Below are 26600 nucleotides of genomic sequence, written 5' to 3'. Positions count from 1 at the left end.
GTTCGTGGGAATGTGTAGTAATCTGACCAGAAATTCTAATAGTCGTAAATATCAATCAATAGCATGATGTTTTAAGAGGAGATTTTATGGAAAAATTTGCGAAAATTATCAACCGTAAAAAACAAGAAAGTAGTAATAAAAAAATAAGGTACGGTATTCGGAAGCTTTCAATAGGTATAGTTTCTTGCGCATTAGGTTGCTGGATATTAGCGTCTAGTGATACGGTATATGCCCAAGAAAATACTCCAAGTACAGGCAATCAAGTGAGTGCACCTGCTAATCAGAAAGCAGCTTACCCAGAAGACAAGGCTAAACTGTCAGAAAATACATCAAAAAATATGGAAGTCGATGCCGACAAGACTAAACCAGCTGAATTAACTGCTAAAGAAAATAAGTCAGTGACTCCTGAAAAGGAAAGTCAAGCTGCGGTAAAGCCAAGTTTAGATGAAGCTGTTAAAAATCCTGAAAATGTCCCTGTAAGTGTCAGTCGTAATGCTAAAAAGGAAACTCCAAAACTAGCCAGTCGAGCAAGTGAAGAATATAATAATGATCTCACTCATCGTCCTGCTAAGGAAGATGAAGTTAAGGCGACGACCTATGATGTTTCAGATAAGGATTTAGAGAATTCTGAAGAAGTCAATACCAACAAGCCGAGAGATATTAGTCGTGATGTCCCTAAGTTGGAGCTAAGTATTAACAAAGAAAATGATAGTGATACTCTCCAAGCGGTTGATGGAGAGGCATTGCCCTTTAGTGCTTTCTTTGTGACACCTAAAGGAACTAAAGAGGGCGATACATTTACCCTAACAGTATCCGACAATTATAGCTTAAAAGGGATCGAACCGAAAGTAATCAAGTTCCAGATATCGTTTCAGAGGACGCAGTAATTGCTAAAGGGAGAAAAGAAGGGAATAAAATTATCTATACCTTCACCAAAGCTATTAATGACCGACCACGAGCCTTTGCTGTATTTGCTCTGACTGGCTTTGACAATAAAAAAGTGATCAAGAATTCCAGCAATCAAACTTTTAAAATTCAAGCAGGAGATAAGAGTGCCGTTAAAAATTTGTATGTCAATTACGGTCAACCTTATCGAAAGGGTAAATTAAATATTAATAGTCAATTTACTGAATGGAATAAAGATACCGGAGAATTCACCCAAGTTTTCTATGTGAATCCTAAGTCAGAGACGATAAGAAGTGGCTTAAATGGTATCTTTGAAAATAGCGTAGGTATGGTTGTTCATAATGGCGGTCGAGAGGCTTATAATGTTTTAGCCGTGCCTAGTGATGTATTCTATGATGCAGTAAACACCAAAGTTGAAATCAAGAAAATTCAAAAAGGTGTTCAATTACCTGATGCTGTCTATGAAAATCCTGCTGAAGGCGTTACAATTAAAGATTCAGAAATTAACTACAATAATGGAAAACTATATATAAACTTCAAGAAGAGACAAATTGATTCGCCATATGTTGTCGTAGTAAAGTCAAAGGCTAAATCGCGTGATGGGATTGATTATAATCTATACTCTAGCGGGGTACTACATGGTGACGATGGAATTCCAGGAGAAGTTTATAGCTGGGTAGAAAGCCATAATGTGATCCATAATTTCAATGATAAAGCAATGGGGGGCACTAAAAATGATGGCTATTTTGTAGAACACCATATTTATTACACGAGAGTTAATGGGAAAATCGATAAGAGTCAAACCTTTGAGATGAGCTCTAATACTCTCAAGGGGGGCATAGATAATTACTATGTCACCAGCAAACAAGAGTTTGAAGATTATAAGTTCTCTCATGTGGATCGGAAGAAATTAATAAATCTACCAAGATATAATGAGAATGGTGAACCTCAAGAAGATAACTATATACCTGGCAGGAAAAAAGAAATTACCTATGTTTACTTTAGAGATATCAAACAAGAAGACAAAAATGGTAGTTTCCAAGAACATCATATTTACCGTACTGTGGATGAGGAAGGTAATGTGATTTCTACTGATGAGTCTAAAGACAATGAAGTTACAAGTGGAAAAAGCGATCAAATCTACACCACTTCAAAGCAAGACAGGGATGGTTACAAGTTAGTGTCTGTCACCCCAAGCAATGAAGAATCTAAAAAATCTGGGGTTAAATTCTCTAAAGACGGTCAAGAAACTCGAGGGAATTACTTATCAGATAAGAAACTCGAAGTGACCTACGTCTACGAACGTGTTCAAAAGACAAAAGGGAGCTTCCAAGAACACCACATTTATCGGACAGTCGATGAAGACGGTAATGTGATTTCCACTAATGAGACTAAGGATAACGAGGTAACTAGTGGAAAGACTGATCAAAGCTATACCACCTCAAAACAAGACAAGGCCGGCTACAAGTTAGTTTCAGTGTCACCAAGTAATGAGGAATCAAAGACTTTAGGCGTGAAATACGCTAAAAACGGCCAAGAAACTAAAGGTAACTATGTTTCTGATAAGAAATTAGAAGTGACCTACGTCTACGAACGTGTTCAAAAGACAAAAGGGAGCTTCCAAGAACACCACATTTATCGGACAGTCGATGAAGACGGTAATGTGATTTCCACTGATGAGACTAAGGATAACGAGGTAACTAGTGGAAAAACTGATCAAAGCTATACCACTTCAAAACAAGATAAGGCCGGCTATAAGTTAGTTTCCGTTACTCCAAGTAACGAAGAATCCAAGAATTCTGGTGTAAAATTCTCCAAAGATGGTCAAGAAACCAAAGGTAACTATGTCTCTGACAAAAAACTCGAAGTGACCTACGTTTATGAACGCGTCCAAAAAACTAAGGGTAGCTTCCAAGAGCACCATATCTACCGGACTGTGGACGAAGATGGAAATGTGATTTCAACTGACGAGACGAAGGACAATGAAGTGACAAGTGGTAAATCTGATCAAAGCTATACCACTTCGAAACAAGATAAAGATGGCTACAAGCTAGTATCCGTTACCCCAACTAATGAAGACTCCAAGAATTCTGACGTCAAGTTCTCTAAAGATGGTCAAGAAACCAAAGGTAACTATGTTTCCGATAAGAAACTCGAAGTGACCTACGTCTACGAACGCGTACAAAAGACTAAAGGCAGCTTCCAAGAACACCACATTTATCGAACTGTTGATGAAGATGGCAAAGTAATTTCAACAGATGAGACAAGAGACAACGAAGTCACAAGTGGTAAATCTAACCAAACATACACCACCTCAAAACAAGATAAGGATGGCTATAAGTTAGTTTCTGTTACTCCAAGCAATAAAGAATCGGAAACCTTAGGAGTAAAATTCTCAAAAGATGGTCAAAATACTAAAGGTAACTATGTTGCTGACAAGAAGTTAGGAGTGACCTATGTTTACGAACGGGTTCAAAAGACAAAGGGTAGCTTCCAAGAACACCACATCTACCGGACAGTAGACGAAGACGGTAACGTCATTTCAACAGATGAGACTAAGGATAATGAGGTAACTAGCGGTAAGACTGACCAAAGCTACACCACCTCGAAACAAGACAAGGATGGCTATAAATTAGTTTCCGTTATGCCAACTAACGAAGACTCTAAGAAGTCTGGTGTTAAATTCTCAAAAGATGGCCAAAAAACCAAGGGTAACTACGTCTCTGACAAGAAACTAGAAGTGACCTACGTTTATGAGCGGGTTCAAAGGACTAAAGGTAGCTTCCAAGAACATCATATTTACCGGACAGTGGACGAAGATGGTAATGTGATTTCAACTGATGAGATTAAAGACAATGAAGTCACAACTGGCAAAGTTGATCAAACTTATACCACTTCAAAACAAGACAAGGACGGCTACAAGCTGGTTTCCGTTGCTCCAAGTAACGAAGAGTCTAAGAAGTCCGGTGTGAAGTACGCTAAAGATGGTCAAGAAACTAAAGGAAATTATATTCCTGATAAGAAACTCGAAGTCACCTATATCTATGAACGCCTTCTAAAGAGTGAAAACACTATAGTAGAACACCATAGTCATCCAAAAGAGGATAAAGATAAGATGATTTCAACAAAGGAAAAGACCACTGATCACAGTCAAAAGATTGTTTTAGAACAGTCTAAAGTGTCTGTAATGAAATCAACAGCTCAAACAATTAAGCAATCGACTCTTCCAGCGTCAGCTCCAGCCACTCCAAAACTGACTACAGTAGAAGAGACAGCAGCTGGAACAAGAAAAGACACTCAAGAGTCAAGTGCTCACACCAGCCTTCCTAAGACCGGTGTTGTTGCTGAGCCAGTAGCTATTGAAGTCTTACTCGTCCTAGCTGGAGCCCTATTGGCTATTCCAATTAAACGTAAAAATAACCAATAAAAGTGACTGCAGAGACTATTTAGTATTCTTACTCCTAATCGATCTCAATCTATTTATAAGTTATAGATATGTATCGATCGTTTATAAATAATATACTGTTTTATTTGTAGAAAGATTTTCAAAACTTTTAATAACATCCGCTCTCTCCTAGCGAGTAATATTAGCTCGGAAAGGGCGGTTTTTCTTTGTTTCATCGCAAGAGTGACTACTTACTAAAAATTTCCTTATAAAGTTATAAAATAATATTTAAAAAAACAATTTTGTTTATTTACATATATTTTATTATAATTATTAAAAAGAAATTATTATAGAATATATGCTAAAAATCCTTTATAATAATAGCGCTAACATGTTAGAAAATATTATTTATTAAAAAGAGGAATGTTTATGTTAAGTAAAAATAATCAACATGAGCAGATACGTAAGCGTAGTCAACGTAACTATCACTATGCTATCAAGAATCTTAAAATAGGTGTATTTTCAGTAGCTGTATCGGTAGGATTGAGTTTTCTAGGGCAAGGAGCTATTGTCCAAGCCGCTGAACTCCAAGCTGCTGACACGCTACCAAGTTCTGCTACTGTTGTCGATGAGAATGCTAAAGAAAAGAAGAGCAGCCAAGTACAACCTGAAGCTGTCCACGCTGAAACGCCTGCTTCCAATGCACAAGCAAGCAGCAAGCCAGCTGAAGTTCAGCCAGAAGCGGTAAAACCGGCTGAAACTGGTCAAGCAGATAAGCTTCAACCAGAAGCAGCAAAACCTGCTAAAGCTGAGCCCACAACTGAAGTTCAACCAGTATCTGACGAAAAAGATAATAAAGTAAGTAGTGTAGAGAAGGCAACTTCTCCACAGGCTGAAAAATCTGTTAAAGAAGTCGCTCAACCAGAAAAAGGAGAAGAAAAGCCAGCTCCTAAACATGATGCAGCTTCCGCAGATGAAGTATCGCCAGAAGCACCAAAATTAACAGAAGCTGCGCCAACTAAGCCAGAAGAGAAGCAATCAACAGATGCCCGTACTCAGGCGGGCTATTATGATGATCGTAGTGGTTCTCCTGTGAATACTGGCACTCCTAAGCCAATTAATGAGATTGAATTTCCAGAATATGCTGGCGCCTTGTCCCACAATTTCTTTGAAGAAGGGATTAAAGGGGCTAAACTGATGGACTTTATCAAGGCCAACCCTGAGATTAAAGAAGCCTTAGAAGCTAACAACATTGACTGGTCCAGTGTCAGTTTGGAAGTTGATGATTCCGCTTTGAAAAATACGCGGATCGATCCAGTGCATGGTCCACAGATTCATTCTGTTACTTATGGTCCTAATCGTGAAGAAAGAGCTGCTGACATTTTAATACGGTTGAAATACAACAATCAAGAATCAAAACCAATCAAGCTCAAAGGAATCTATTACAAGTCACCTTATGCGATCAATGCGACTGGTGGTGGTGAGAATCCATCTAACCATACTAACCACAATGCAGGAAAATTAGTTGTGGATGATCCAGACCATATCCAATTAACAAGTGATCAAAAAGAGAAATTAGTCAATGATTTCTTAAAGGCCAATCCTAAACTCGGTCTTGATAAGTCACAGTTGTCTATGGCTGATGATGGCAATCTAACTATTACAAGCAAGGCAAATGATCCTAATCACTGGACCACTGTTGTCCCTAAGACCCAATTTATTTCAGTTATTGCTAAAGTTCCTGATGTTATCGTGTTTAAAGACCCTAAAAACTCCGGTTCTATTCCATTAACCCATCCGGTCGTTGTTGACCTAATGGATGGCGAACATATCCTCAACGCCCGTGGGAACAACGCTATCCAAGCTAATCAAAAGCTAGCGAAAAATGAATTAAACGGGATGAAATTGGAACAAAAAGATGGGAAATTAGTCATTTCAGGTAAATTGGATCGTGAAGACGGCGGGACAGGCCGCTACCTTAAAGTGTGGAGCGGTGACCAAATTCCAGATAAGAAATATGGTCCTGATGATAAAGACTATAACTATCTTTCTTCCTGGTCTAATAACTTTAAGATTCGCCAACTTTTCCCAAATGGCAATACCATTATTCGCTGTGTCGATGAAACCCCTAATCATGTCACTAAAGAGGAGTTTGATAATTCCTTAGATATCGGCTTGAGAGGATTACGTTTTGGTGGAGACAAAGGCGTTGATTTGAAGAAATTAAAGGATGATCTCAATAAGAGTCTGAAACGCGAATGGGACAAGGGGTCAGAATATAGTGATCTTATACATGAGGTTGGGACAAGAAACTTTACTGGGAAATTAGTGACACCAGAAGGTAACTATTCCGGTGAAGTAACTTCTACGGTTATTTACTATACTGAAAAACTGACTAGCGATATTCTAGTCAAGGATCCTAAGAATCTAAACCCAGAAGAGAAGGCAGACATTGCTTCTAAGGTAAAGGAATCCAGCAAACTCGCTCCTACGGATAAGGTTGAAATTGGACCAGATGGTAAAGTGACGATTACCTTTATTCGTGATGGTAAGAAACTAGGAACTAAATCCTTTAAACCATCCTTAGTAACAGCAAAATACGAACCTCAAGAAGAACTCGTTCGTGAAACCGAAGATAAGACCATTAAGGCGCCAATTAAAGGAACAAAGGCTGGAAAAGAATTTACCTTCCCAGAAGGCTCTAAATTTGAACTGCCAAAAGATGCTCCAGCAGGCGTGACTCTAGATCCTAAGACTGGTGAAATCAGCTATAAAGTTCCTAAAAATAACCAAGAGATTTCACTAGAGGGTTCAGTAAATGTGCAGCTCCCAGGCGAAAACCATATCACAAAGGTCCCTTACAAGATCAACGTTCAACGTCCAAGCTTTGCTAAGGTGAAATACGTAACCAGTGATGGTCAAGATATTGATCCTAAGTTCCGGGCAGAAGCTGAAGACAAGTATCCAACTGAGATTGAAGGCAAACGCGATAGTCGGGTAATCGAATACGCCGGGCAAAAGGACTTTGCTGCCCCTAAATTTGTTGGTTACGTCTTTGAAAGACCACAAGTTAACGGTCAAAATCAAAGCTTTAACCCACAAAAGAATGCCACCCTAGAACTTGTTTATAGAAAACTTGACGAAATCATTCCGGCTGATTCCGGACAAGGCAAGCCTGACGGATACGTTAAGGTGACCTTTAAGGATGTTGAAGGTGGGAAACTCGACCAAGCTGATGCTGATAAGGTTTACTTCGTCAATCCAAAAGCGGGCGTCAAAATTTCTGAAGATGGCGCTGACTTAGTTGGCAAGGACAAGGATGGTAAAGAACAAAAAGTTGCTCTGCCAAAAGTTTCTCCCGATGAAAAATATGAGGTCAACTATCACAAACCTTCTGCTGATGAAACCACAACCTGGGCCTATGACAAATACGACGAGGTGGGCAAGGAAATTACCGAAGACAAGGAATTTACCGCCCAAGTCGCTAAGAAAAATAGCGAAGATTATGAGCCTGAATACGGTGAAAGCAAGGGCAAACCAGGCGATACTGTATCAGTAGGAGTCCCAAGTTTTACCAAAGATGGTAAGCCAGTTGAGTCCGCTCCGGAAGGGACGAAATTTGAAGCTCCAGAGGGCGTTAAAGTTAATCCAGATGGCAGCCTCGAAGTAACCATTCCATCAGATAAGAATGATGGCGATGTGATCACTGTACCAGTGACAGTAACCTATCCAGATGGTAGTCAAGACACAGTTAACGCTGTAGTGAAAGTCGTAGACCAACACCAACAAGTTGAGCCAAAATATGGTGAAAAGGTCGCTAAACCAGGGGATAGTGTTCCTGTAGAACAACCAAGCTTTACCGATAAGAATGGTCAACCAACCAAGGCTCCAGAAGGGACCAAGTACAAACTTGGCAAGGATGCTCCACAAGGCGTGACTGTGAACCCAGACGGTAGCTTAACCGTGAAAGTTCCAGAAGGTGCCAAAGATGGTGACGTCATTACAGTTCCTGTGGAAGTAACTTACCCAGACGGGACTACAGACACGGTAAACGCCAAGGTTACTGTAAAAGACCAAAGCCAAACCGTAGAGCCTGAATACCTTCCAAAAGTTGGCAAACCAGGCCAAGAAGTACCGGTAGAGAAACCAAACTTCACCGACAAAGATGGGAATCCAACCAAGGTTCCTGAAGGGACTAAGTACGAACTTGGTAAGGACGCCCCACAAGGCGTGATCGTGAACCCAGACGGTAGTTTAACTGTGAAGGTTCCAGAAGGAGCTAAAGACGGTGATGTCATTACTGTACCTGTTAAGGTCACTTATCCAGACGGTACCACCGACACCGTTAATGCCAAAGTGACCGTCGTTGACCAAAGTCAAAAAGTTGAACCTAAGTATGACGACAAGACCGGCACCCCGGGTAAAGAAGCTAAGGTAGAAAAACCAAACTTCACCGACAAAGATGGCAACCCAACCAAAGCTCCAGAAGGCACTAAGTACGAACTTGGTAAGGACGCCCCACAAGGCGTGACTGTCAACCCAGACGGCAGCTTAACCGTTAAGGTACCAGAAGGCGCCAAAGACGGCGACGTGATTACCGTTCCTGTGAAGGTCACTTACCCAGATGGGACCACCGATACTGTTAACGCCAAAGTGACTGTCGTTGACCAAAGTCAAAAAGTTCAACCTAAGTACGACGACAAGACAGGGACTCCAGGCCAAGAAGTTCCAGTAGAGAAACCAAACTTCACCGAAAAAGACGGTAAGGAAACTCCAGCCCCAGAAGGCACCAAGTACGAACTTGGTAAGGATGCTCCTCAAGGCGTGACCGTAAATCCAGATGGTAGCTTAACCGTGAAAGTACCAGAAGGCGCCAAAGATGGTGACGTAATTACTGTTCCAGTTAAGGTAACTTATCCAGACGGGACCACAGACACGGTAAATGCCAAGGTGACTGTTAGCGATCAAAGTCAAAAGGTCGAACCTAAGTATGACGACAAGACAGGAACTCCAGGTCAAGAAGTGCCAGTGGAGACACCAAGCTTCACCGACAAAGATAATAACCCAACCAAGGCGCCAGAAGGTACCAAGTACGAACTTGGTAAGGATGCTCCACAAGGCGTGACCGTGAATCCAGATGGTAGCTTAACCGTGAAAGTACCAGAAGGTGCCAAAGATGGTGACGTAATTACTGTTCCAGTGAAGGTAACCTATCCAGACGGAACTACAGACACTGTTGAAGCCAAAGTCACTGTCAGCGATCAAAGTCAAAAAGTTCAACCTAAGTATGACGATAAGACCAGCACTCCAGGTCAAGAAGTACCGGTAGAACAACCAGCCTTCACCGATAAAGACGGCAATCCAACCACAGCTCCAGAAGGGACCAAGTACGAACTTGGTAAAGACGCGCCACAAGGTGTAACCGTCAATCCAGACGGTAGCTTAACTGTTAAAGTGCCAGAAGGTGCCAAAGATGGTGACGTGATCACGGTTCCTGTTAAGGTCACTTACCCAGATGGGACAACAGATACTGTTAATGCCAAAGTGACAGTTGTTGACCAAAGTCAAAAAGTTGAACCTAAATATGACGACAAGACAGGAACTCCAGGTCAAGAAGTGCCAGTGGAAAAACCAAACTTCACCGACAAAGATGGGAATCCAACCAAGGCTCCAGAAGGGACCAAGTACGAACTTGGTAAAGACGCGCCACAAGGTGTAACCGTCAATCCAGACGGTAGCTTGACCGTTAAGGTCCCAGAAGGCGCTAAAGATGGCGACGTCATTACTGTTCCACTCAAGGTAACCTACCCAGATGGGACCACCGATACTGTTAACGCCAAAGTAACTGTTGTTGACCAAAGTCAAAAAGTCGAACCTAAGTATGACGACAAGACAGGAACTCCAGGTCAAGAAGTTCCAGTAGAAAAACCAAACTTCACTGACAAAGACGGGAAGCCAACTACAGTTCCAGCAGGCACCAAGTACGAACTTGGAAAAGATGCCCCACAAGGTGTCACTGTTAACCCAGACGGCAGCTTAACTATTAAAGTTCCAGAAGGCGCCAAAGATGGTGACGTGATCACTGTTCCAGTTAAGGTCACTTACCCAGATGGGACCACAGATACTGTTGACGCCAAAGTGACCGTCGTTGACCAAAGTCAAAAGGTTGAACCTAAATATGGTGACAAGACCAGCACCCCAGGCCAAGAAGTACCGGTAGAAGCACCAAACTTCACCGATAAGGATGGGAACCCAACCAAGGCTCCAAAAGGCACCAAGTACGAATTAGGTAAAGACGCCCCTCAAGGTGTGACCGTTAACCCAGACGGTAGCCTAACCGTTAAAGTCCCAGAAGGCGCCAAAGATGGCGACGTGATTACTGTTCCTGTCAAGGTAACCTATCCAGATGGAACCACAGATACCGTCAACGCCAAAGTGACCGTTGTTGACCAAAGTCAAAAAGTCGAACCTAAGTATGACGACAAGACAGGAACTCCAGGTAAAGAAGCTAAGGTAGAAACACCAAACTTCACCGACAAAGACGGTAAGGAAACTCCAGCCCCAGAAGGGACCAAGTACGAACTTGGTAAAGATGCCCCACAAGGCGTGACCGTGAACCCAGACGGTAGCTTAACCGTAAAGGTTCCAGAAGGCGCTAAAGACGGCGACGTCATCACCGTTCCTGTGAAAGTGACTTATCCAGACGGGACCACCGATACTGTTGAAGCCAAAGTCACTGTCAGCGATCAAAGTCAAAAACTTCAACCTAAGTACGACGACAAGACAGGGACTCCAGGTCAAGAAGTGCCTGTAGAAAAACCAGTCTTCACCGACAAAGATGGCAATGCAACTCCGGCTCCAGAAGGCACCAAGTACGAATTAGGTAAGGACGCTCCACAAGGTGTGACCGTGAACCCAGATGGTAGCTTAACCGTTAAGGTTCCAGAAGGTGCCAAAGATGGCGACGTCATCACCGTGCCAGTGAAGGTAACTTATCCAGATGGGACCACTGATACCGTTAATGCCAAAGTGACCGTCGTTGACCAAAGTCAAAAGGTAGAACCTAAATATGGCGACAAGACCGGCACCCCAGGTCAAAAAGTTCCAGTAGAAAAACCAAACTTCACTGACAAAGACGGGAAGCCAACTACAGTTCCAGCAGGCACCAAGTACGAACTCGGTAAAGACGCTCCACAAGGTGTGACCGTGAACCCAGATGGTAGCCTTAAGGTGAAAGTACCGGAAGGCGCAAAAGATGGTGACGTCATCACCGTGCCTGTTAAGGTAACCTACCCAGATGGGACCACCGATACCGTTAATGCCAAAGTGACCGTTGTTGACCAAAGTCAAAAAGTCGAACCTAAGTATGACGACAAGACAGGAACTCCAGGTCAAGAAGTGCCAGTAGAAAAACCAAACTTCACCGACAAAGATGGCAACCCAACCGCAGCACCAGAAGGTACTAAGTATGAACTCGGTAAAGATGCGCCTCAAGGTGTGACCGTGAACCCAGACGGTAGCCTCAAGGTGAAAGTCCCAGAAGGTGCTAAAGACGGTGACGTGATTACCGTTCCTGTTAAGGTGACTTACCCAGATGGCACTAGCGACACGGTGAATGCCAAGGTAACGGTTAAAGACCAAAGTCAAACCGTGGAACCTAAGTACAAAGACAAAGTCGGTACACCAGGTTCATCAGTGAAAGTTGACCAACCAGAATTCACTGGAAAAGACGGCAAGACCACTCCAGCCCCAGACGGTACCAAGTATGAACTAGGTAAGGACGCTCCTCAAGGTGTCACCGTGAACCCAGACGGCAGCTTAACCGTTAAGGTTCCAGAAGGTGCTAAAGACGGTGACGTGATCACCGTTCCTGTTAAGGTATCTTACCCAGACGGCACCAGTGATACGGTTAACGCTAAAGTCACTGTCAGCGACCAAAGTCAAACCGTGGAACCTAAGTACAAAGACAAAGTCGGTACACCAGGTTCATCAGTGAAAGTTGACCAACCAGAATTTACTGGAAAAGATGGCAAGACTACTCCAGCACCAGAAGGTACCAAGTACGAACTCGGCAAGGATGTCCCACAAGGCGTAACCGTAAACCCAGACGGTAGCTTGACTGTTAAAGTGCCAGAAGGCGCCAAAGACGGCGACGTGATTACCGTTCCAGTGAAGGTAACTTATCCAGATGGCACCACAGATACTGTTGAAGCTAAAATCACTGTCAGCGACCAAAGTCAAAAATACACGCCTAAACCAGTGATTACCTTGGTGGATGACTTGAATAAGATCACTAAGGAAGAACAAGACCAAGCAGTCAAGTCGTTGAAAGACTTTAATAAAGACCTACCTAAAGACACGGTGATTACCATCGATAAAGACGGTAATGCGATCTTTACCTATCCAGATGGCACCACAGATCTGATCGAAAAAGATAAAGTCTTTGCTGAACGTGAAACCACCTTGCCACCGGTCTTCGATAAAGTGAAGGAAGGCGACAAGGAAATCAGCGGTAAGACGGAAGCCTTTGCTAAGGTCATTGTGACGATTCCAGGTCTAGATAAGCCAGTTGAAGTCACTGCTGATGAAGACGGCAATTTCCTTGTTTTAGTTCCTGATGGGGTTACACTGAAAGCCAAGGACAAGATTACCGCTACTGCCCAAGGCAAGGATAAGAAGGTTTCAAGACTAGGAGAAGTGCTTGTGGAAGAAATCCCAACTTCACCGCAACCTTGTCCTTCAAGTCCAGAACCAGCTAGTCCAAGCCCTGAACCTAGTCAACCTTCAGCTCCTCAGCTAGAAGACAAGGATCACCCAAGTCAAGAAAGTGATCACAGTCAAAAACCAAATCAAACAACAGAAACTGATCACTCTACTGAAACCATTGTTAAGGAAGGCACTCAAACCGCTGCTACAGCAAGTCCAAATCTAAGCCGAGTGGAAGAGAAAGAAGAATCTCAAACTGAAAAAGCCGCTCAAACTGAGAATGCCAACACCAGCCTACCTAAGACCGGTGTGGTGGCAGCACCAGTAGCCTTGGAACTCTTGTTAGTTGCTGCAGGAGCAATCCTAGCCCTTCCAAGCAAACGGAAAAATAAATAAAAGCTTTTAATCATCTCTGATACAATTCTTACCAACCAAGCACTTGATGTGAAAAAAGCTTAAAAGAAAACCGATTTCTCCTAGCTAGATTACTTACTAGATAGGGGAGATCGGTTTTTACTTTAGCCAAGAAAAAAGGTGTTGAGGAGCAGAAGGCTTTACTCAACACCATATGGCATAGTTATCTAATCGTTATCATTAAGTAAAATATTTATGGTTAAAGAAAACTAAAAAGAAGACAGCTAAGGCAAAGCCAATGGAAATCCAAAGGGTCCCATCGAGCCCGAGCGAAGCGATCGTTAAGCTCCCCAGTAAACTGGAAAGCATGATAGCTAAGTCGTAGGAAGTCGCGCTGACGGAATTGGCTAAGGCCTTGCCATGGTCAACTTGTTTGGTCGTTGCGGTTTGTAGGAGAGTCGTCATCGGTGCAAAGCCTAATCCCCAGAGGGCAAAAGCTAGATAGTTAACCAAGGGACTAGGGACGTTAACCACTAAGATAAAAATGGCGATGGCGGTTAGAGCCGAAATCGCTAGGGTTAATTTAAAGAGATAGCGGTCAATAAAGCGGGCGACAATGCCGATCGATAGGAGAGCACCGACCCCAAAGGCCGCTTGGGCAGAAGCAACGGCAATGCCTGCTGTTTGGGCAATCAGTTGGATAAAAATGTAGGAAATATATTGGGCCATCACGATCAGAATTGTTGCAAAACTGGCAATCAGAATCCCCTTATTTTTTAAGAGTTTGCCGTAGTTGTTATCAGCATTGTATTCTTCACCATCTACTGGAGGGAAGAGTTTCAAACCAAGGAGAGCGGAGGCAATAAATAAAAGCGTAATTAAAACAAATCCCATCCGCCAACCAAAGGCCTTAGCAAAAAGCGTTGCTAGAGGTAGGCCGACACTCAATCCAAAAGTCACTCCCGCCAAAACAATAGCAGTTCCACGCCCTGCTAAATGCAAGGGTAAAAAGCCAATGGGGTAAGATCCTAACATGGCCCAGAGCGCTCCCGCAGCGGCTCCAGCGATAATCCGTGCTAAAAAGGCGATCAGGAAGTTAGGAGCAAAAGCAATGCATAAATTGCTGACAGCGAAGAAGCCACAGACCCATAGCAAATAGGTTTTCCGGTTGACCTGGGAAAAGGCCCGGGTAATGGGAATACCGACTGCGGCCGACATAATGGCATAGGTCCCAATAAAGAGACTCATCCGTCCTAAAGGCACGTTAAAAGCACTGGCCATTTCTTGCAAGAATCCTGAAGGCAGTAATTCTGAAATCATAGCAATACAAGCGATAAAGGCAAGTATTAATAAGTTTTTCCAAGGAAGTTGCTTAGTACTCATAAAACAGTCCTTTCTTTTATTAATAAAATTTTATACAACCCTTGCTATCATATCACGAAAGCAGGGGGATAAAAGAAAAAGAATCGAGATTTTCTCAAAGAAAAGGGGACTAGACATCGTGTTTATTTACTTGCTTGGCTAATAAATGTTCACGATTGAACAGAAGTAAAATTCATCATTTTCTGGAAATTTTAGCGAATTTTGCTAAAATAATGTCCAAAGGAAAAAACAAAACAGGCCGTTTCTTTTTGGTTCAATAAGAATTATTAAAAACTGGCTTGCTAGCGAAAGGATACTTATTATGACTAAAAAATTAACTGATACCGTTACTTTGCGGCATGGGGCTCAATTAAAGGGCCGGATTGTCCAACCGCCAATGTTAACTAATAGTGGGTTGAGTCAAGGCTTCGTCAGTCAAGACACCCTGGATTATTATGCGGCGCGTTCAGAATCAGCTGGACTGGTGATTGTCGAATATTGCTATGTGATTAAGGATGGTGGTCCCTCTCATACCTGGGCAGCCAACAAGGAACAGTTAGGGATCCAAAGTGATGACCATATCGAAGGCTTAAGTAAAATTGCCAAGAGTCTGAAAGCAAAGGGCAACAAGGCCGTTATTCAATTAAACCACTCTGGTAGAGAATCCAACTTCCCAGCCCGCCACGGGGGTCGCGCCTTAGCACCTAGTGCCATTGACTTTTCTTTCTTAGACTATCCGGTCCAAGAAATTACCGAAGAAGAAATTGAAGCGACGATTAAGGCCTTTGGAGAAGCTACCCGCCGCGCCATTGAAGCCGGTTTTGATGGGGTAGAGATCCACGGGGCTAACCATTACCTCCACCAACAATTCTTCTCCAAATGGTCCAATCAACGGACCGATAAGTGGGGCGGTTCCTATGAAAATCGGACACGCTTTATCCGTGAAGTCAATGATGCGGTCTTTGAAGTGGTTAGAAAAGAAGCTCCCGCTGACTTTATTATTGGTTACCGGATCAGTCCAGAAGAAATTCACGGGGACAATGTGGGCTATACTTATGAAGACTCTACCCGCCTAGTGGAAGACTTGGGTAAGAATTATGACTTTGACTATATCCATGTTTCTAACTTAAACTACAAGGGTAAACCTGCCGGTCAAGACAAGACTTATTCCCAATTTTACCGCCAAGTCTTGCCTGATGAAGTGAAGTTAATTGTTGTGGGTGGCATCACTGATGAAGAAAAAGCCCAAGATGCCCTGAACTATGCTGATCTAGCAGCAGTCGGCCGGGGGACTTTGATTGATCCACAATTTGGGAAGAAGATTTTAGAAGGGCGGGGCGATGAAATCGTTACTGCCATTTCGCCAGAACAAGTGAAAATTTCAAAACTGCCACCCGCTTTGATTACCCTCTTCTCTGACCCGCAAATGCCACTGAAAATGCCAGGTCGTGAGTCGATCTACCATCTGCATGATATCTATAAGGGAGACGACTATTATCGCGAAGGCTATTAATAGTCAGCCTTAGTAAGCTGTCAAAGACTAAGAGAGAAGGACCACAACGGACTCATTAGCTAAAAAGGGGACATGACTGTGATTGAGATTATTTGCCATGAAGAGGCTGGATTAGGCCGAGGAAGGGAAGTACTAGACCAGGCCCAAGCTTATCTTGATGACCACCAGCAAGGCTATCGCGTGCATATTACTGCTTATCCGGGCCATATCTTTGACTTAGTGCCGGCACTTTTGGACAATTTTCAAAAGGATAGCCGCCTCCTAGTGATTGGTGGCGATGGGACCCTTCATGAATTGGTAGCCGTCCTCCAAGCTCAACAAGTCGATATTCCCTTGACCTATTTGCCTGCGGGCTCGGGTAATGATTTTTCACGTTATTTCCAGCAGGATAAAAGCCACTTGTCTGACTACCTAGCTCCTTTAGTGGAAGAAAGATCTCCTAAAACCCTTCCTATCTATCACTATCAATTGGGCCAACACGGGCGAAGACGATCCTTGGTCAATAGTTTAGGGTTGGGTTTTGACGGTGTGGTCATTGAACAAGCCATCAAACTCAAAGAAAGTAAGGGAATTTTTCGCAAGCCTTGGGGCAATAAATTACGTTACCTCGTGGGTCTCTTTCAAAGCTTACCCCGGCTGTCACTTTTTAATTGTCAGTTGAAAATCGATGGCAAGTCTTATCAATTTGACCGCTGTGCCTTGGTAGTCTTTATGAATAACCCCTACTTTGGCGGAGGCATTCATCTCTATCCCTTAGAAAAATTCCCGGACCGCAAAGTGTCTGCCATTGTTATTCACGATATTAAAGCTCAGGCGATATTAGACCTCCTCTACCGTATTTTTATCAGTCACCAGCAAGAGTCCTCTCCTTATATGACTCATCTAAGCGGGGAAGTGGTTGAAGTAGAGATTAACAGACCAATGATAAGCCAAGTCGATGGGGAAAGTTTAATGATTGACCAATATCCGGTCCGAGTCTGGCAAGGTCAGCAAGATTTTTATCTGTAGTAGAAGTCGATTGGCCTCTAATGAGACTAGAAACTATAAAAAGTGACTATCAAATTAAAAAAGTAGTGATTTCCTTATTGGTGGTACAAGAAAGCGAGCAGCCCCTTTGTTGGACCTGCTCGCTTTTCAATTTGGTCTTATTTTTCGCCTGCTTTAGGTAAGAGGTCTTCTTCGCTAGGATCAGGAAGGTGGAATAATTGCTCATAGGCAAAACATTGGGGATTTCTAGCGGTACAGATATAGCGGCCAAAGCGGACCAAGGCTTGGTGGGCTTGGCGCCATTGCGATTTGTCTAGTAGGTCTGTTACCCGCCTCTCGACCTCTTTAACGCTGGCGTCCTGGTCAACGATGCGGTGGTGCTTGCAGACTCTTTGGACATGGGTATCCACCGCAAAGGCGGGGACGTCATAGGCGATGCTGAGAACTACATTGGCTGTTTTACGACCGACACCAGTGATGCTTTCGATATCTTTACGGTTATTGGGGACCTGACCGTCGAAGTCTTCAATAATTTGTTGGGCGGCTTTTTGGATGTATTTGGCCTTATTCTTATAGAGACCTATGGGTTGGATATAGGGTTCTAGGTCTTTAGGGTCGGCCTGGGCCATTTTCTCGGCAGTGGGGTAGTCCCTGAATAATTTGGCAGTAACTTTATTAACGCCTTGGTCAGTAGTTTGAGCGCTGAGAATCACAGCAATCAGTAATTGAAAATTCGTCTCATAGTTTAATTCAGTGGTCACATGGGGATAAAACTTAATCATCTCTTGGAGGAGATAATAGGCATTTTTGTCAGATAACATAGAGGTCACCTTTCTTAGTGGAATTCAGCAAGCATTTCTTCCAGTTTGAGAGAAATTTTTGCTAGTAATAACTATACTTTACCATGACTTGAAGAAATTCGCTGTTTAGGTCATTGCAATAGAAAAAGCTGAGCACTTTTGTACTCAGCTTTTTGAGACTTAGGAGGTATTTTACTAAGCTTCCTGGCTAGCGTTCTTGCCGGCAATCCGTCCATAGGTAAAGATATCAGCTAAGGCGTTACCACCTAAACGGTTACCCGCATGGACACCACCAGCTACTTCACCAGCAGCGTATAAGCCTTTGATGATTTCGCCATCTTGGTTGATCACATGGGCATCGGTATCAATCTTCAAGCCACCCATGGTGTGGTGGACAGCTGGTTTACGTGGGGTAGCGTAGAATGGCGCAACTTCTACCTTCAAGTCAAAGGCGTTCTTATGGAAATCAGGGTCTTCCCCTTGGTCCACATAAGAATTATAGGTCGCTACGGTTTCTTCTAGCACACTAGGGTCAACCCCAATTTGTTCTGCTAGTTCGCCAATGGTATCCGCCCGGAAGAGGGTGCCATCTTCCACTTGTTGGTCGATTTTTTCTTGGCTGGTATTATAGGCTGTTTTCTTAATTTCATCATCAGCGATTAAGTAGAAGAGACTGCCGTTAGCGATGGCTGCCTTGGAAATTTCATCCCGGGTACCAAATTCATTAACGAAACGTTTGCCTTCTTGGTTGACCATGAGGAAGTTCGCTGGTGGAACTTGGAGACCGGTGAAGAGTGCCCCGGTTTCTGGGTCACAGGTTGGCAGCATTTGGATCATGCCCATGTCGACTAAGTCAGCGTGGACTTGTTCCCCTAATTGAATCCCGTCACCAGTGATGGCAGGGGAGTTAGAGGTTTTAATGTCGTCATCGATCCGTTCCCAGTAGGTGTTGTATTCTTGGAGCATCTTGGTGTTGGCCCCAAAACCACCAGATCCTAAGACGACGGCCTTAGCTTTAACGGTTAAGCTAGCCCCTTGGTGGTCCGCTTTCACCCCAACCACACGGTCATTTTCGACCAGTAATTCTTTGACGCGGGCTTCAGTGATAATTTGGCCGCCATTGTCTAAGATGAATTTTTCGAGGTTCTTGACATAGGCATAGCCGTTATCACTGGTTGGTTGGTGACCACGCCGCCACATGGCCCCAACTGGCATAGCAACACTTTCGTAGTTAAATTCAACCCCGATATCTTCTAACCAATGCACGGAATCTAGCACATTATCGGTGAGGGTTTTAACTAAGTCATAATTCCCGTAAACTTGATTGCCCTTGAGGTCAGTCCGTTTACCCCCAAGGTAGGTTTGGATCCGGTGAAAGAGGGTGGAGTCGAAGAGATATTCGTCCTTACCATCGACTTCCTCTAAGTAAGCCTTAATTTGTTTTCTTAGTTCACGGAAGTCTTCCAGGTATTCTTGGTCGATTTCGCTTTCATCAAGATTGTAAATTTCTTCGAGGGTGTGGTCTTCACCAGGAAGGGCTTCAAATTTATTTTGCCATTCAGGGTCAGCTGCATTCATGGGGCCACCGGTACGGACGGTATTCCCACCGATCACTGGGAATTTTTCTAACAGGATAACCTTTTTACCGCTTTGTAAACTAGCAGCAGCTGCGGATAGACCAGCACCACCACCACCAACGACTACGACATCCGTTTCCAAGTTTTCGTCTTGGGCTTTTTCTTTTTTAGGTTTAGGACGTTGGCGTAAGACTTCAGGATCGGCGCCGGCTTCTTTGACAGCGTCAGCCACCCCATCGATAATGCCGTGGCTAGATACGGTCGCACCAGAGACAGTATCTACATTTAGGGTTTGCCCAGTAATGATGTCTTGGGGCACTTCAGTAAAGACTGGGCTAGCGATTCCCTTGGTTTCCCCACTAGAATCGACCTCGATTTTTTCGATCCGGTGCTCAGACAGCTCAACTGTCATGGGGAGAGAGCCGTTATGTCCATTGGCACGCACATGATAGGTGCCTGGTTTAAAAGTTAATTCTTTAAATTCACTCATGCTGCTATTCCTTCTTTCTATTTGGTATTTCTTGACACCTTAAGAATAGCACAATTGGCCTATCTTTGTCAGCGCTTTCACTTGTTTTAATAGCTTTTAGCTATGCTTTTTAAGAGATTATTTGATGACTGAATGGTTATAAGTAAGGTTGAAAGCCATGCTTTAAAATTGCTATTTACTGTCCTTTAATTTAAGCTAATGAGAGCTTTAATACTCATCTCACTAGAAGAAAAATCAGCCAGCTAGAAGTGACAAACAAGCATAGTAAGAGGATGGATAAATGATTGCAGAATTAGGAAATATTTTTCAAGAACGCGGTAGTGACTTGCTAGCGGCGACCTGGGAACACCTGACCCTGTCCCTAACCGCCTTATTAATTGCCCTTATCATCGGGATTCCTTTAGCGATTGGACTCCGGTCCAAGCCCCGGATTGCTGAAGGGGCGCTGCAGCTTACTGGTGTCTTACAAACCATTCCTTCATTAGCGCTTTTGGGGCTTTTAATTCCCTTAGTTGGGATTGGAACGATGCCAGCCTTAATCGCCTTAGTCGTCTATGCTCTCCTGCCGATTTTTCAAAATACCTATGTGGGCCTCACGGAGATTGATGCTTCTATCGAAGAGGCGGCGGTGGCTTTTGGTATGTCACCCCTGCGTCGCCTATTAAAGGTGGAAATACCGATTGCCTTACCTGTTATTGTGTCTGGAATTCGCCAAGCCTTGGTTTTGATTATTGGAACGGCTACCCTAGCTGCCCTGATCGGTGGCGGAGGGCTTGGAAACTTTATTCTTTTAGGAATCGACCGTAACCAGCCCCTCTTAACCTTAGTAGGGGCGATCGCTTCGGCCCTCTTAGCTTTGATTTTTTCCACCTTAATAAAGTTTTTGCAGAATAAGAGTCCTTTAGTGGTAGTGACTAGTCTTTTAGGTCTTTTTCTTGTGATTGGTGGGGTGAATCTTTACCAAAATGTTCAAGCTCCTGATCAAAAAGTGGTGATCGCAGGCAAATTAGGTAGTGAGCCGGATATCTTGATCAACATGTACCAAGAGCTCATTCAAGCTGAAGATGATCAGTTTCAAGTAGAATTGAAGCCCAATTTTGGCAAGACTAGCTTTCTTTTTGAGGCGCTTTCCCACCAAGAGGTGGATGTTTATCCAGAATTTTCTGGAACTATTCTTGGCAGTCTCTTGGAAAATCAGCCATCTAGTCATCCAGGACAGCTTTCTAAGGAAGAAACCTATAACTTGGCTAAACAAGGTTTGGAGAAAGAATACCAACTTACCTTATTAGATCCCATGGCCTATGAAAATACCTATGCGATTCTGATGCGCCGTGACCAAGCTGAAGCTATGGGAATTAAGAAAATTTCCGATTTAAGCTCCTATGCGGCTGACTTAAGAGCGGGTTTCACTTTAGAGTTTATTGACCGTGAAGACGGCTACCAAGGCATCCAATCCCTCTATCAATTGCACTTTGGCCAAGTCTCCAGTATGGAACCGGCTCTACGCTACCAGGCCATTGCCCAGGGAGAGGTCGACCTGGTGGATGGTTACTCAACTGATAGTGAAATCAAAGCCTACGACCTGGTAGCTCTAGAAGATGACTTGGGCCTTTTCCCCCACTACCAGGGGGCACCGATGTTGAGAATCGACTATGCCCAGGACCATCCCCAAGTGGTCGTTGCCTTGAACCGCTTAGCCGGCATGATTACTGAAGAAGAAATGATTCAAATGAATTACCAAGTCAGTCAAGAAGGGCAGTCAGCTAAAGACGTTGCTCATCAGTTCTTGCTTGACAAAGGCTTGATTGGAGGTGGCCAATAATGGATGATTTTATCCGTTTTGAATCCGTGAGCAAGATCTACCAAGACAAGTTAGTGGTTGATCACTTGAACCTAGCTATTTCAAGCGGGGAATTCTTTGTTCTCGTAGGGCCATCAGGAAGTGGGAAGACCACCACTCTAAAAATGATTAACGGTTTAGTCCGCCCCGAAGCGGGAAGGGTTTACTTTAAGGGACAAGATATTCGTTCCTATAACTTGAATAAAATGCGCTGGCAGATGGGCTATGTCCTGCAAGATATTGCCCTCTTTCCCACCATGACTGTGGAAGAGAATATCGAAACCATCCCAGAAATGATTGGCATGGCTAAAAAAGAACGGCAGGCTAGGACCAGAGAGCTCCTCGACCAGGTCGGCTTGGATCCTAAAAAATACAGCCAGCGTTATCCCCACGAACTCTCTGGGGGTGAACAGCAGCGGGTGGGGATCTGTCGGGCCATTGCTGCTAAACCGCCTTTGATTCTTATGGACGAGCCTTTTTCCGCACTAGACCCACTTTCTAGGGAGGCCCTCCAGGAATTGTTACTGGACCTCCACCACAAAATCCAAACCACTATCGTCTTTGTTACCCACGACATGGATGAAGCCTTGCGCTTGGGAGATCGGATTGCCGTCATGCAGGCCGGGCGCTTAGTCCAAGTCGACAGCCCTAAAAATATTAAAGCCAAGCCAGCCAATGAATTTGTCCGTCACTTCTTTAAGCAGGGGAGTTTAGTAAATGATGAACCGACTGCAGTCGCTTCACTCTTACAGGCTTTGCCAACGATAAAAGGAGAAGCGGTTGGTGAAATGGCTAAAGATCTGCCCCAGATTGATAGCCAAGCTTCGCTGACTGAGCTCTACCAGGTCCTGGCTCAAGAGCAAGCGGTGCTTATTAGCTATGAGGGGGAAGTGTATGGTCCTTTAAATCGCTCGGAAGTCTTTACTTATCTGGCTGAAGAAGAAAAATAATCGGTCAGTTTTAACCCAAAAATTGTCGCAACCCTTAGCCATTGAATTTGGCCAAGGGCTTTTTTATAACTTTTTTCTGAATTATTGTTACTATATAGGTGGATATTGTTATAGAAAGGAAGTTGTTATATGACAGAAACACGATTATTGGACCAAGAAACCATTAAGAAAATGTTGACCATGGACAAGGTGAATGAAATTGTCGAAAAAACCTTCCAAGAGGTAGGGGAACGTCGGGTAAAGAACCCAACCAAGGTCACCTTAGACCTAGGGAACAATAGTGATTGGCCTGAATATGAAGGCTATATGAATGCTATGCCTGCTTATATTGGTGGTTTAGATGTGGCTGGCTTGAAATGGGTCGGTGGTTTTGATGGCAAACGGAAAGAAGCCGGCTATCCTTACATTAATGGGCTCATTCTCTTAATTGACCCTCAATTGGGGACCTTTAAAGCAGTGATGGATGGGACCTTAATTACTAACCTCAGAACTGGTGCTCAAACGGCTGTTGCCATTAAGTATTTAGGCTTTGAGAAAGGGTCTGACCTTAACTTAGCCCTCTTCGGTACCGGGATGCAAGCTTCGATGCAACTCCATGCCATTGCTGACTGGTTTAATATTAAACATGTTAACCTATGGCACTACCATGACAAAGGCGTTAAGGAATTTATCGCGGAACACGAAGACTTAGTGGATGGTGATATTGACTATGTGACTGATGTCAAGGAAGCCTGTGACGCCGATATTGTGATTACAGCAACCAAGTCACAAGAAGCCTTACTTGACTATCAAGACATTTCTGGCGACACGGTCATCATTCCAATTGGGTCTGGTCATGAGATTGGTAACCACCTGATTAACTATTCTGACCACATTGTTGTCGACCACATTGGCCAAGCCCTACACCGTGGTGCTTTAGCAGATGCAGCGACCAAGTCAATTATTGATGAAGATGATATTGATGCAACCATTGGTCAATTAGCTTCAGGCCGTTTAACCTTGCCAGGCCTACGTAAGGGAACCACTATCTGTGTACCAATTGGTATCGGTGCTTTAGACATTGCCATTGCTGGTCAATTAGCCAAAGAAGCAGAAGCCGAAAATATCGGTTCCACCTTCTCCTTCAACCCTTATTAAAATAAGCGATTAAAAAAGGCTGTCACAGTTTCGTTAGGAATTAAAACGAAGGGCTGTGCAGCCTTTTTCATTGATTAGTCTTTCAAGTTGAGGGTCAGATTGCGGAAGCTCTTATTATCGGTCTCCTTTTCCATGAAGAGTTGGGCATTAGAGTTTTGATAGTGGCGGGCAAAGTCATAGTCATTAAGCCAAGACCGGATATCTTTAGCTTGAACGAAATAGGGCATGCGGTGGTGGACTTCCTGAGCCAGCGCATTAGCCGCTTGGGTCATCAGTACCGCCCGGGGGTGATTTTGCCCAGACTTAGGCATTTGATAACAGCCTCCTACATAGAGAATGTCATTAGTGGAAAAACGGTAGCGTTCTTTGTCCTTGGTCCACTCATAGTAGCTGGACATAGGGAAGAGACAGCGACGGTAGTGAAAATCGGCTTGAAAAGTTGCCTTATCCGTGATGCTTTCCGAGCGGGCATTGATTAATAATTGCCCCTTAGTAAAGCCTGCATATCCCCACTCCATACCGCGCGCATGGATTGACTGATCTGGGTTAGCGCTCAGGGTGAGCACAACCTGGCCAGGGTAGAGGGCCCCAGTTTGGATGTCGGGATCATTGGCCCGTTGGTAGAAGTGCTTGAGTAGGGCTTCTTCCTGATTAAATTCATAACGACCACACATGCTGATTCCTCCTCAATGATTATTTTAGAAGTTTCCAAAATTTATTGCGATTTTCTAATGCTTGCCGGATTTTACTAGTGAGCGGATAGACTTCTTCAGTGGACAAGGCCTAAGCCAATTGCTAAACTTTACCATATAGTATATAAGGAGGTTTTTGGATGAACAAGCAAAACTCATTGATTGAACAACAATTGAACCACCGCACTATTCGTGAATTTACCCAAGACCAGATTAGTGACCAAGTGATTACGCAATTAGAAGAGGTAGCGATCCATACAGCCACTTCAACTGGGATGCAGTATGCCAGCGTTATCCGGGTAAAAGATCCTGATAAGAAAGCCCAAATTGCCAAAGTATGTAATCAAGACTATGTTGCCCGGGCTCCTGAGCTATGGATTTTTATTGTTGATTTGTATCGCAATACTCAAATTGCTAAAGAACATGAAGCAGATACGGCTTCTTCCCACCAATTAGAACGCTTCTTACAAGGTTATAGTGATGCCGTCTTGATGGCGCAAAACGTGAATAATGCTGTGGAATCCTTAGATATGGGAGCTGTCTTTTTGGGGAGCATTCAAAATAACATGGGGGCTATGATTGATATTCTACAGCTTCCCGAATTAACGGCACCTGTCTTAGGCTTGGCCTTTGGTTATCCTAATCAAGAACCCCAATTGAAGCCTAGAATTCCTAAGGAAATGCGAATCTTTGAAGATACCTACCACTATCCAGACAATGCTAAGGAAATCATGGATACCTATGACCAAGAGATGACCACTTACTATGATTTACGTGACTCTAACCGGCGGGTCGACTCCTTCTATGAACAAGTCGTGAAAAAATCCAACCTCCGTCAAAGTCGACGGGAAGAATTAATCGAAGACTTACGTAAACAAGGCTTTAACGTCCAACCCATTGAATAGAGAGTGCGACAGTTACAACAGAGGATGAAACCATTGGAGAAAACTGTCATAAGCTCAGCTAGTCTGAGCGTTGCAGTTTTTGAAATGGACGTTCGTCCTGTGAATGGAGCAGGTTTGAGAGAGTCTGACAAGCGCAATAAGAGGAGAGCACCTCATCACTGGGGTGCTCTTTTTTTACGTCATGAAATATCAATCTTCATCAGTTGTGAACTGGTCTTTAAATATATTCCAGGGCTGCTTATTGAAGGGTGGTGTACTGGTAAAGGTCATTTCTTCTTTTTTGGTGGGGTGGATGAGGCTTAGGTGTTGGGCCCAGAGCGCGATTTGTTGGCCTTTGTGGCTGTATTTTTGACCATATTTTTGGTCACCCCAGAGTGGATGCTGGCGGCTTTGAAATTGGACCCGAATTTGGTGAGACCGTCCGGTATGAAGGCGGACTCTGACCAGGGCAAGTTGGTTTTTCTGCTTTAGTAATTGATAGTCAAGGACAGCTTTTTTACCGCGTTTGTCGTCTTTATTAACCACGCTGACTTTGTTCTTCTTACGGTTCTTGTAGAGGTAATCGGTCCAGGTTTCTTGATCTTTTAGAGTCAAATTTTGGTCTTGCACCACAGCCAGGTAGTCGCGCTTGACCCTATGTCTTCTAAAATCATCCGACAAGCGACTAGCGGCCTTGGATGTCTTTCCAAAGGCCATCACCCCACCCACTGGACGGTCCAGGCGGTGGAGGAGGGCCAAGTAGACATTACCTGGTTTATGGTCCCTTTCCTTAATAAATGCTTTGAGTGCTGACAGTAAATCGAGGTCACCACTAGCATCTTCTTGAACCGGCATATTGATTGGCTTCTCAACAATGAGCAGGTGGTTATCTTCGTAAATAATGGGGATAGGCATGATCTTTTCCTTTCCTGTATGGTCAATTATCAGTATATACTAGATTGGCTTTTAATTCATAGAATAGAAAAAAACAAAAAGAAAGAATTTTCTGAAAATTTA

The 26600-nt window shown here is 43.7% G+C and carries 14 protein-coding genes; 9 read left to right on the top strand and 5 right to left on the bottom strand.

Going from position 1 to position 26600, the window contains the following annotated elements:
• The first annotated feature begins 86 nt into the window (after positions 1-86).
• The 3 genes from AWM73_RS06795 to AWM73_RS06785 all read left to right on the top strand — a co-directional run bounded on the left by AWM73_RS06795 (position 87) and on the right by AWM73_RS06785 (position 13393).
• A complete protein-coding gene (locus AWM73_RS06795; protein ID WP_060778658.1) occupies positions 87-887 on the top strand; it encodes a YSIRK-type signal peptide-containing protein in 801 nt (266 codons plus the stop codon).
• Between the two features lie 113 nt (positions 888-1000).
• Positions 1001-4333 (top strand): MucBP domain-containing protein, encoded by a 3333-nt coding sequence (locus AWM73_RS06790; RefSeq protein WP_144435193.1) that lies wholly within the window; start codon positions 1001-1003, stop codon positions 4331-4333.
• A gap of 387 nt (positions 4334-4720) precedes the next feature.
• Entirely contained in the window at positions 4721-13393 is an 8673-nt protein-coding gene (locus AWM73_RS06785; RefSeq protein WP_060778656.1) for a YPDG domain-containing protein, read from the top strand.
• Positions 13394-13591: 198 nt separating this feature from the next.
• On the opposite strand, the gene AWM73_RS06780 is transcribed toward AWM73_RS06785, so the two are convergent.
• Positions 13592-14734, bottom strand: coding sequence for an MFS transporter (locus AWM73_RS06780; RefSeq protein ID WP_060778655.1), 1143 nt, complete (start codon positions 14732-14734; stop codon positions 13592-13594).
• Positions 14735-15035: 301 nt separating this feature from the next.
• Here AWM73_RS06780 and AWM73_RS06775 point away from each other — a divergent pair, with 301 nt between their 5' ends.
• Both AWM73_RS06775 and AWM73_RS06770 read left to right on the top strand, forming a co-directional pair.
• Positions 15036-16226 carry an oxidoreductase gene (locus AWM73_RS06775; protein ID WP_060778654.1) on the top strand — a complete coding sequence of 397 codons (1191 nt, stop codon included), beginning with the start codon at positions 15036-15038 and terminating at the stop codon, positions 16224-16226.
• 78 nt (positions 16227-16304) lie between these two features.
• On the top strand, positions 16305-17234 hold the full coding sequence (locus AWM73_RS06770; protein WP_060785034.1) for a diacylglycerol/lipid kinase family protein: 930 nt from the start codon (positions 16305-16307) through the stop codon (positions 17232-17234).
• A 137-nt stretch (positions 17235-17371) separates the two neighbouring features.
• Here AWM73_RS06770 and nth read toward each other — a convergent pair whose 3' ends face one another.
• Positions 17372-18034, bottom strand: a complete 663-nt coding sequence (gene nth, locus AWM73_RS06765; protein WP_060778652.1) for an endonuclease III — start codon at positions 18032-18034, stop codon at positions 17372-17374.
• Positions 18035-18208: 174 nt separating this feature from the next.
• Positions 18209-20080 (bottom strand): flavocytochrome c, encoded by a 1872-nt coding sequence (locus AWM73_RS06760; protein ID WP_060778651.1) that lies wholly within the window; start codon positions 20078-20080, stop codon positions 18209-18211.
• A gap of 280 nt (positions 20081-20360) precedes the next feature.
• Here AWM73_RS06760 and AWM73_RS06755 point away from each other — a divergent pair, with 280 nt between their 5' ends.
• The 3 genes from AWM73_RS06755 (at position 20361) to AWM73_RS06745 (ending at position 24007) form a co-directional block, all read left to right on the top strand.
• A complete protein-coding gene (locus AWM73_RS06755) occupies positions 20361-21902 on the top strand; it encodes an ABC transporter permease/substrate-binding protein (RefSeq protein WP_060778650.1) in 1542 nt (513 codons plus the stop codon).
• Positions 21902-22870: an ABC transporter ATP-binding protein gene (locus tag AWM73_RS06750; protein WP_060778649.1), complete on the top strand. Its 969-nt coding sequence runs from the start codon at positions 21902-21904 to the stop codon at positions 22868-22870. Before AWM73_RS06755 ends, AWM73_RS06750 begins: the two co-directional genes overlap by 1 nt.
• Before the next feature lie 129 nt (positions 22871-22999).
• Entirely contained in the window at positions 23000-24007 is a 1008-nt protein-coding gene (locus AWM73_RS06745; RefSeq protein ID WP_060778648.1) for an ornithine cyclodeaminase family protein, read from the top strand.
• 74 nt (positions 24008-24081) lie between these two features.
• Here the strand turns inward: AWM73_RS06745 and AWM73_RS06740 are convergent, their stop codons facing one another.
• Complete coding sequence (locus AWM73_RS06740) at positions 24082-24681, bottom strand: SOS response-associated peptidase (protein ID WP_060778647.1); 600 nt, start codon at positions 24679-24681, stop codon at positions 24082-24084.
• Positions 24682-24839: 158 nt separating this feature from the next.
• Here AWM73_RS06740 and AWM73_RS06735 point away from each other — a divergent pair, with 158 nt between their 5' ends.
• Positions 24840-25604 carry an NADPH-dependent oxidoreductase gene (locus tag AWM73_RS06735; protein ID WP_060778646.1) on the top strand — a complete coding sequence of 255 codons (765 nt, stop codon included), beginning with the start codon at positions 24840-24842 and terminating at the stop codon, positions 25602-25604.
• A 189-nt stretch (positions 25605-25793) separates the two neighbouring features.
• On the opposite strand, the gene AWM73_RS06730 is transcribed toward AWM73_RS06735, so the two are convergent.
• Positions 25794-26498, bottom strand: coding sequence for an RluA family pseudouridine synthase (locus AWM73_RS06730; protein ID WP_060778645.1), 705 nt, complete (start codon positions 26496-26498; stop codon positions 25794-25796).
• Positions 26499-26600 lie beyond the last annotated feature (102 nt).

It is taken from the genome of Aerococcus urinae (assembly GCF_001543175.1).
GTDB lineage: Bacteria > Bacillota > Bacilli > Lactobacillales > Aerococcaceae > Aerococcus > Aerococcus urinae.
Note: the sequence above shows the minus strand (reverse complement) of the source record. Positions and strands in the feature narration are given on the sequence as shown.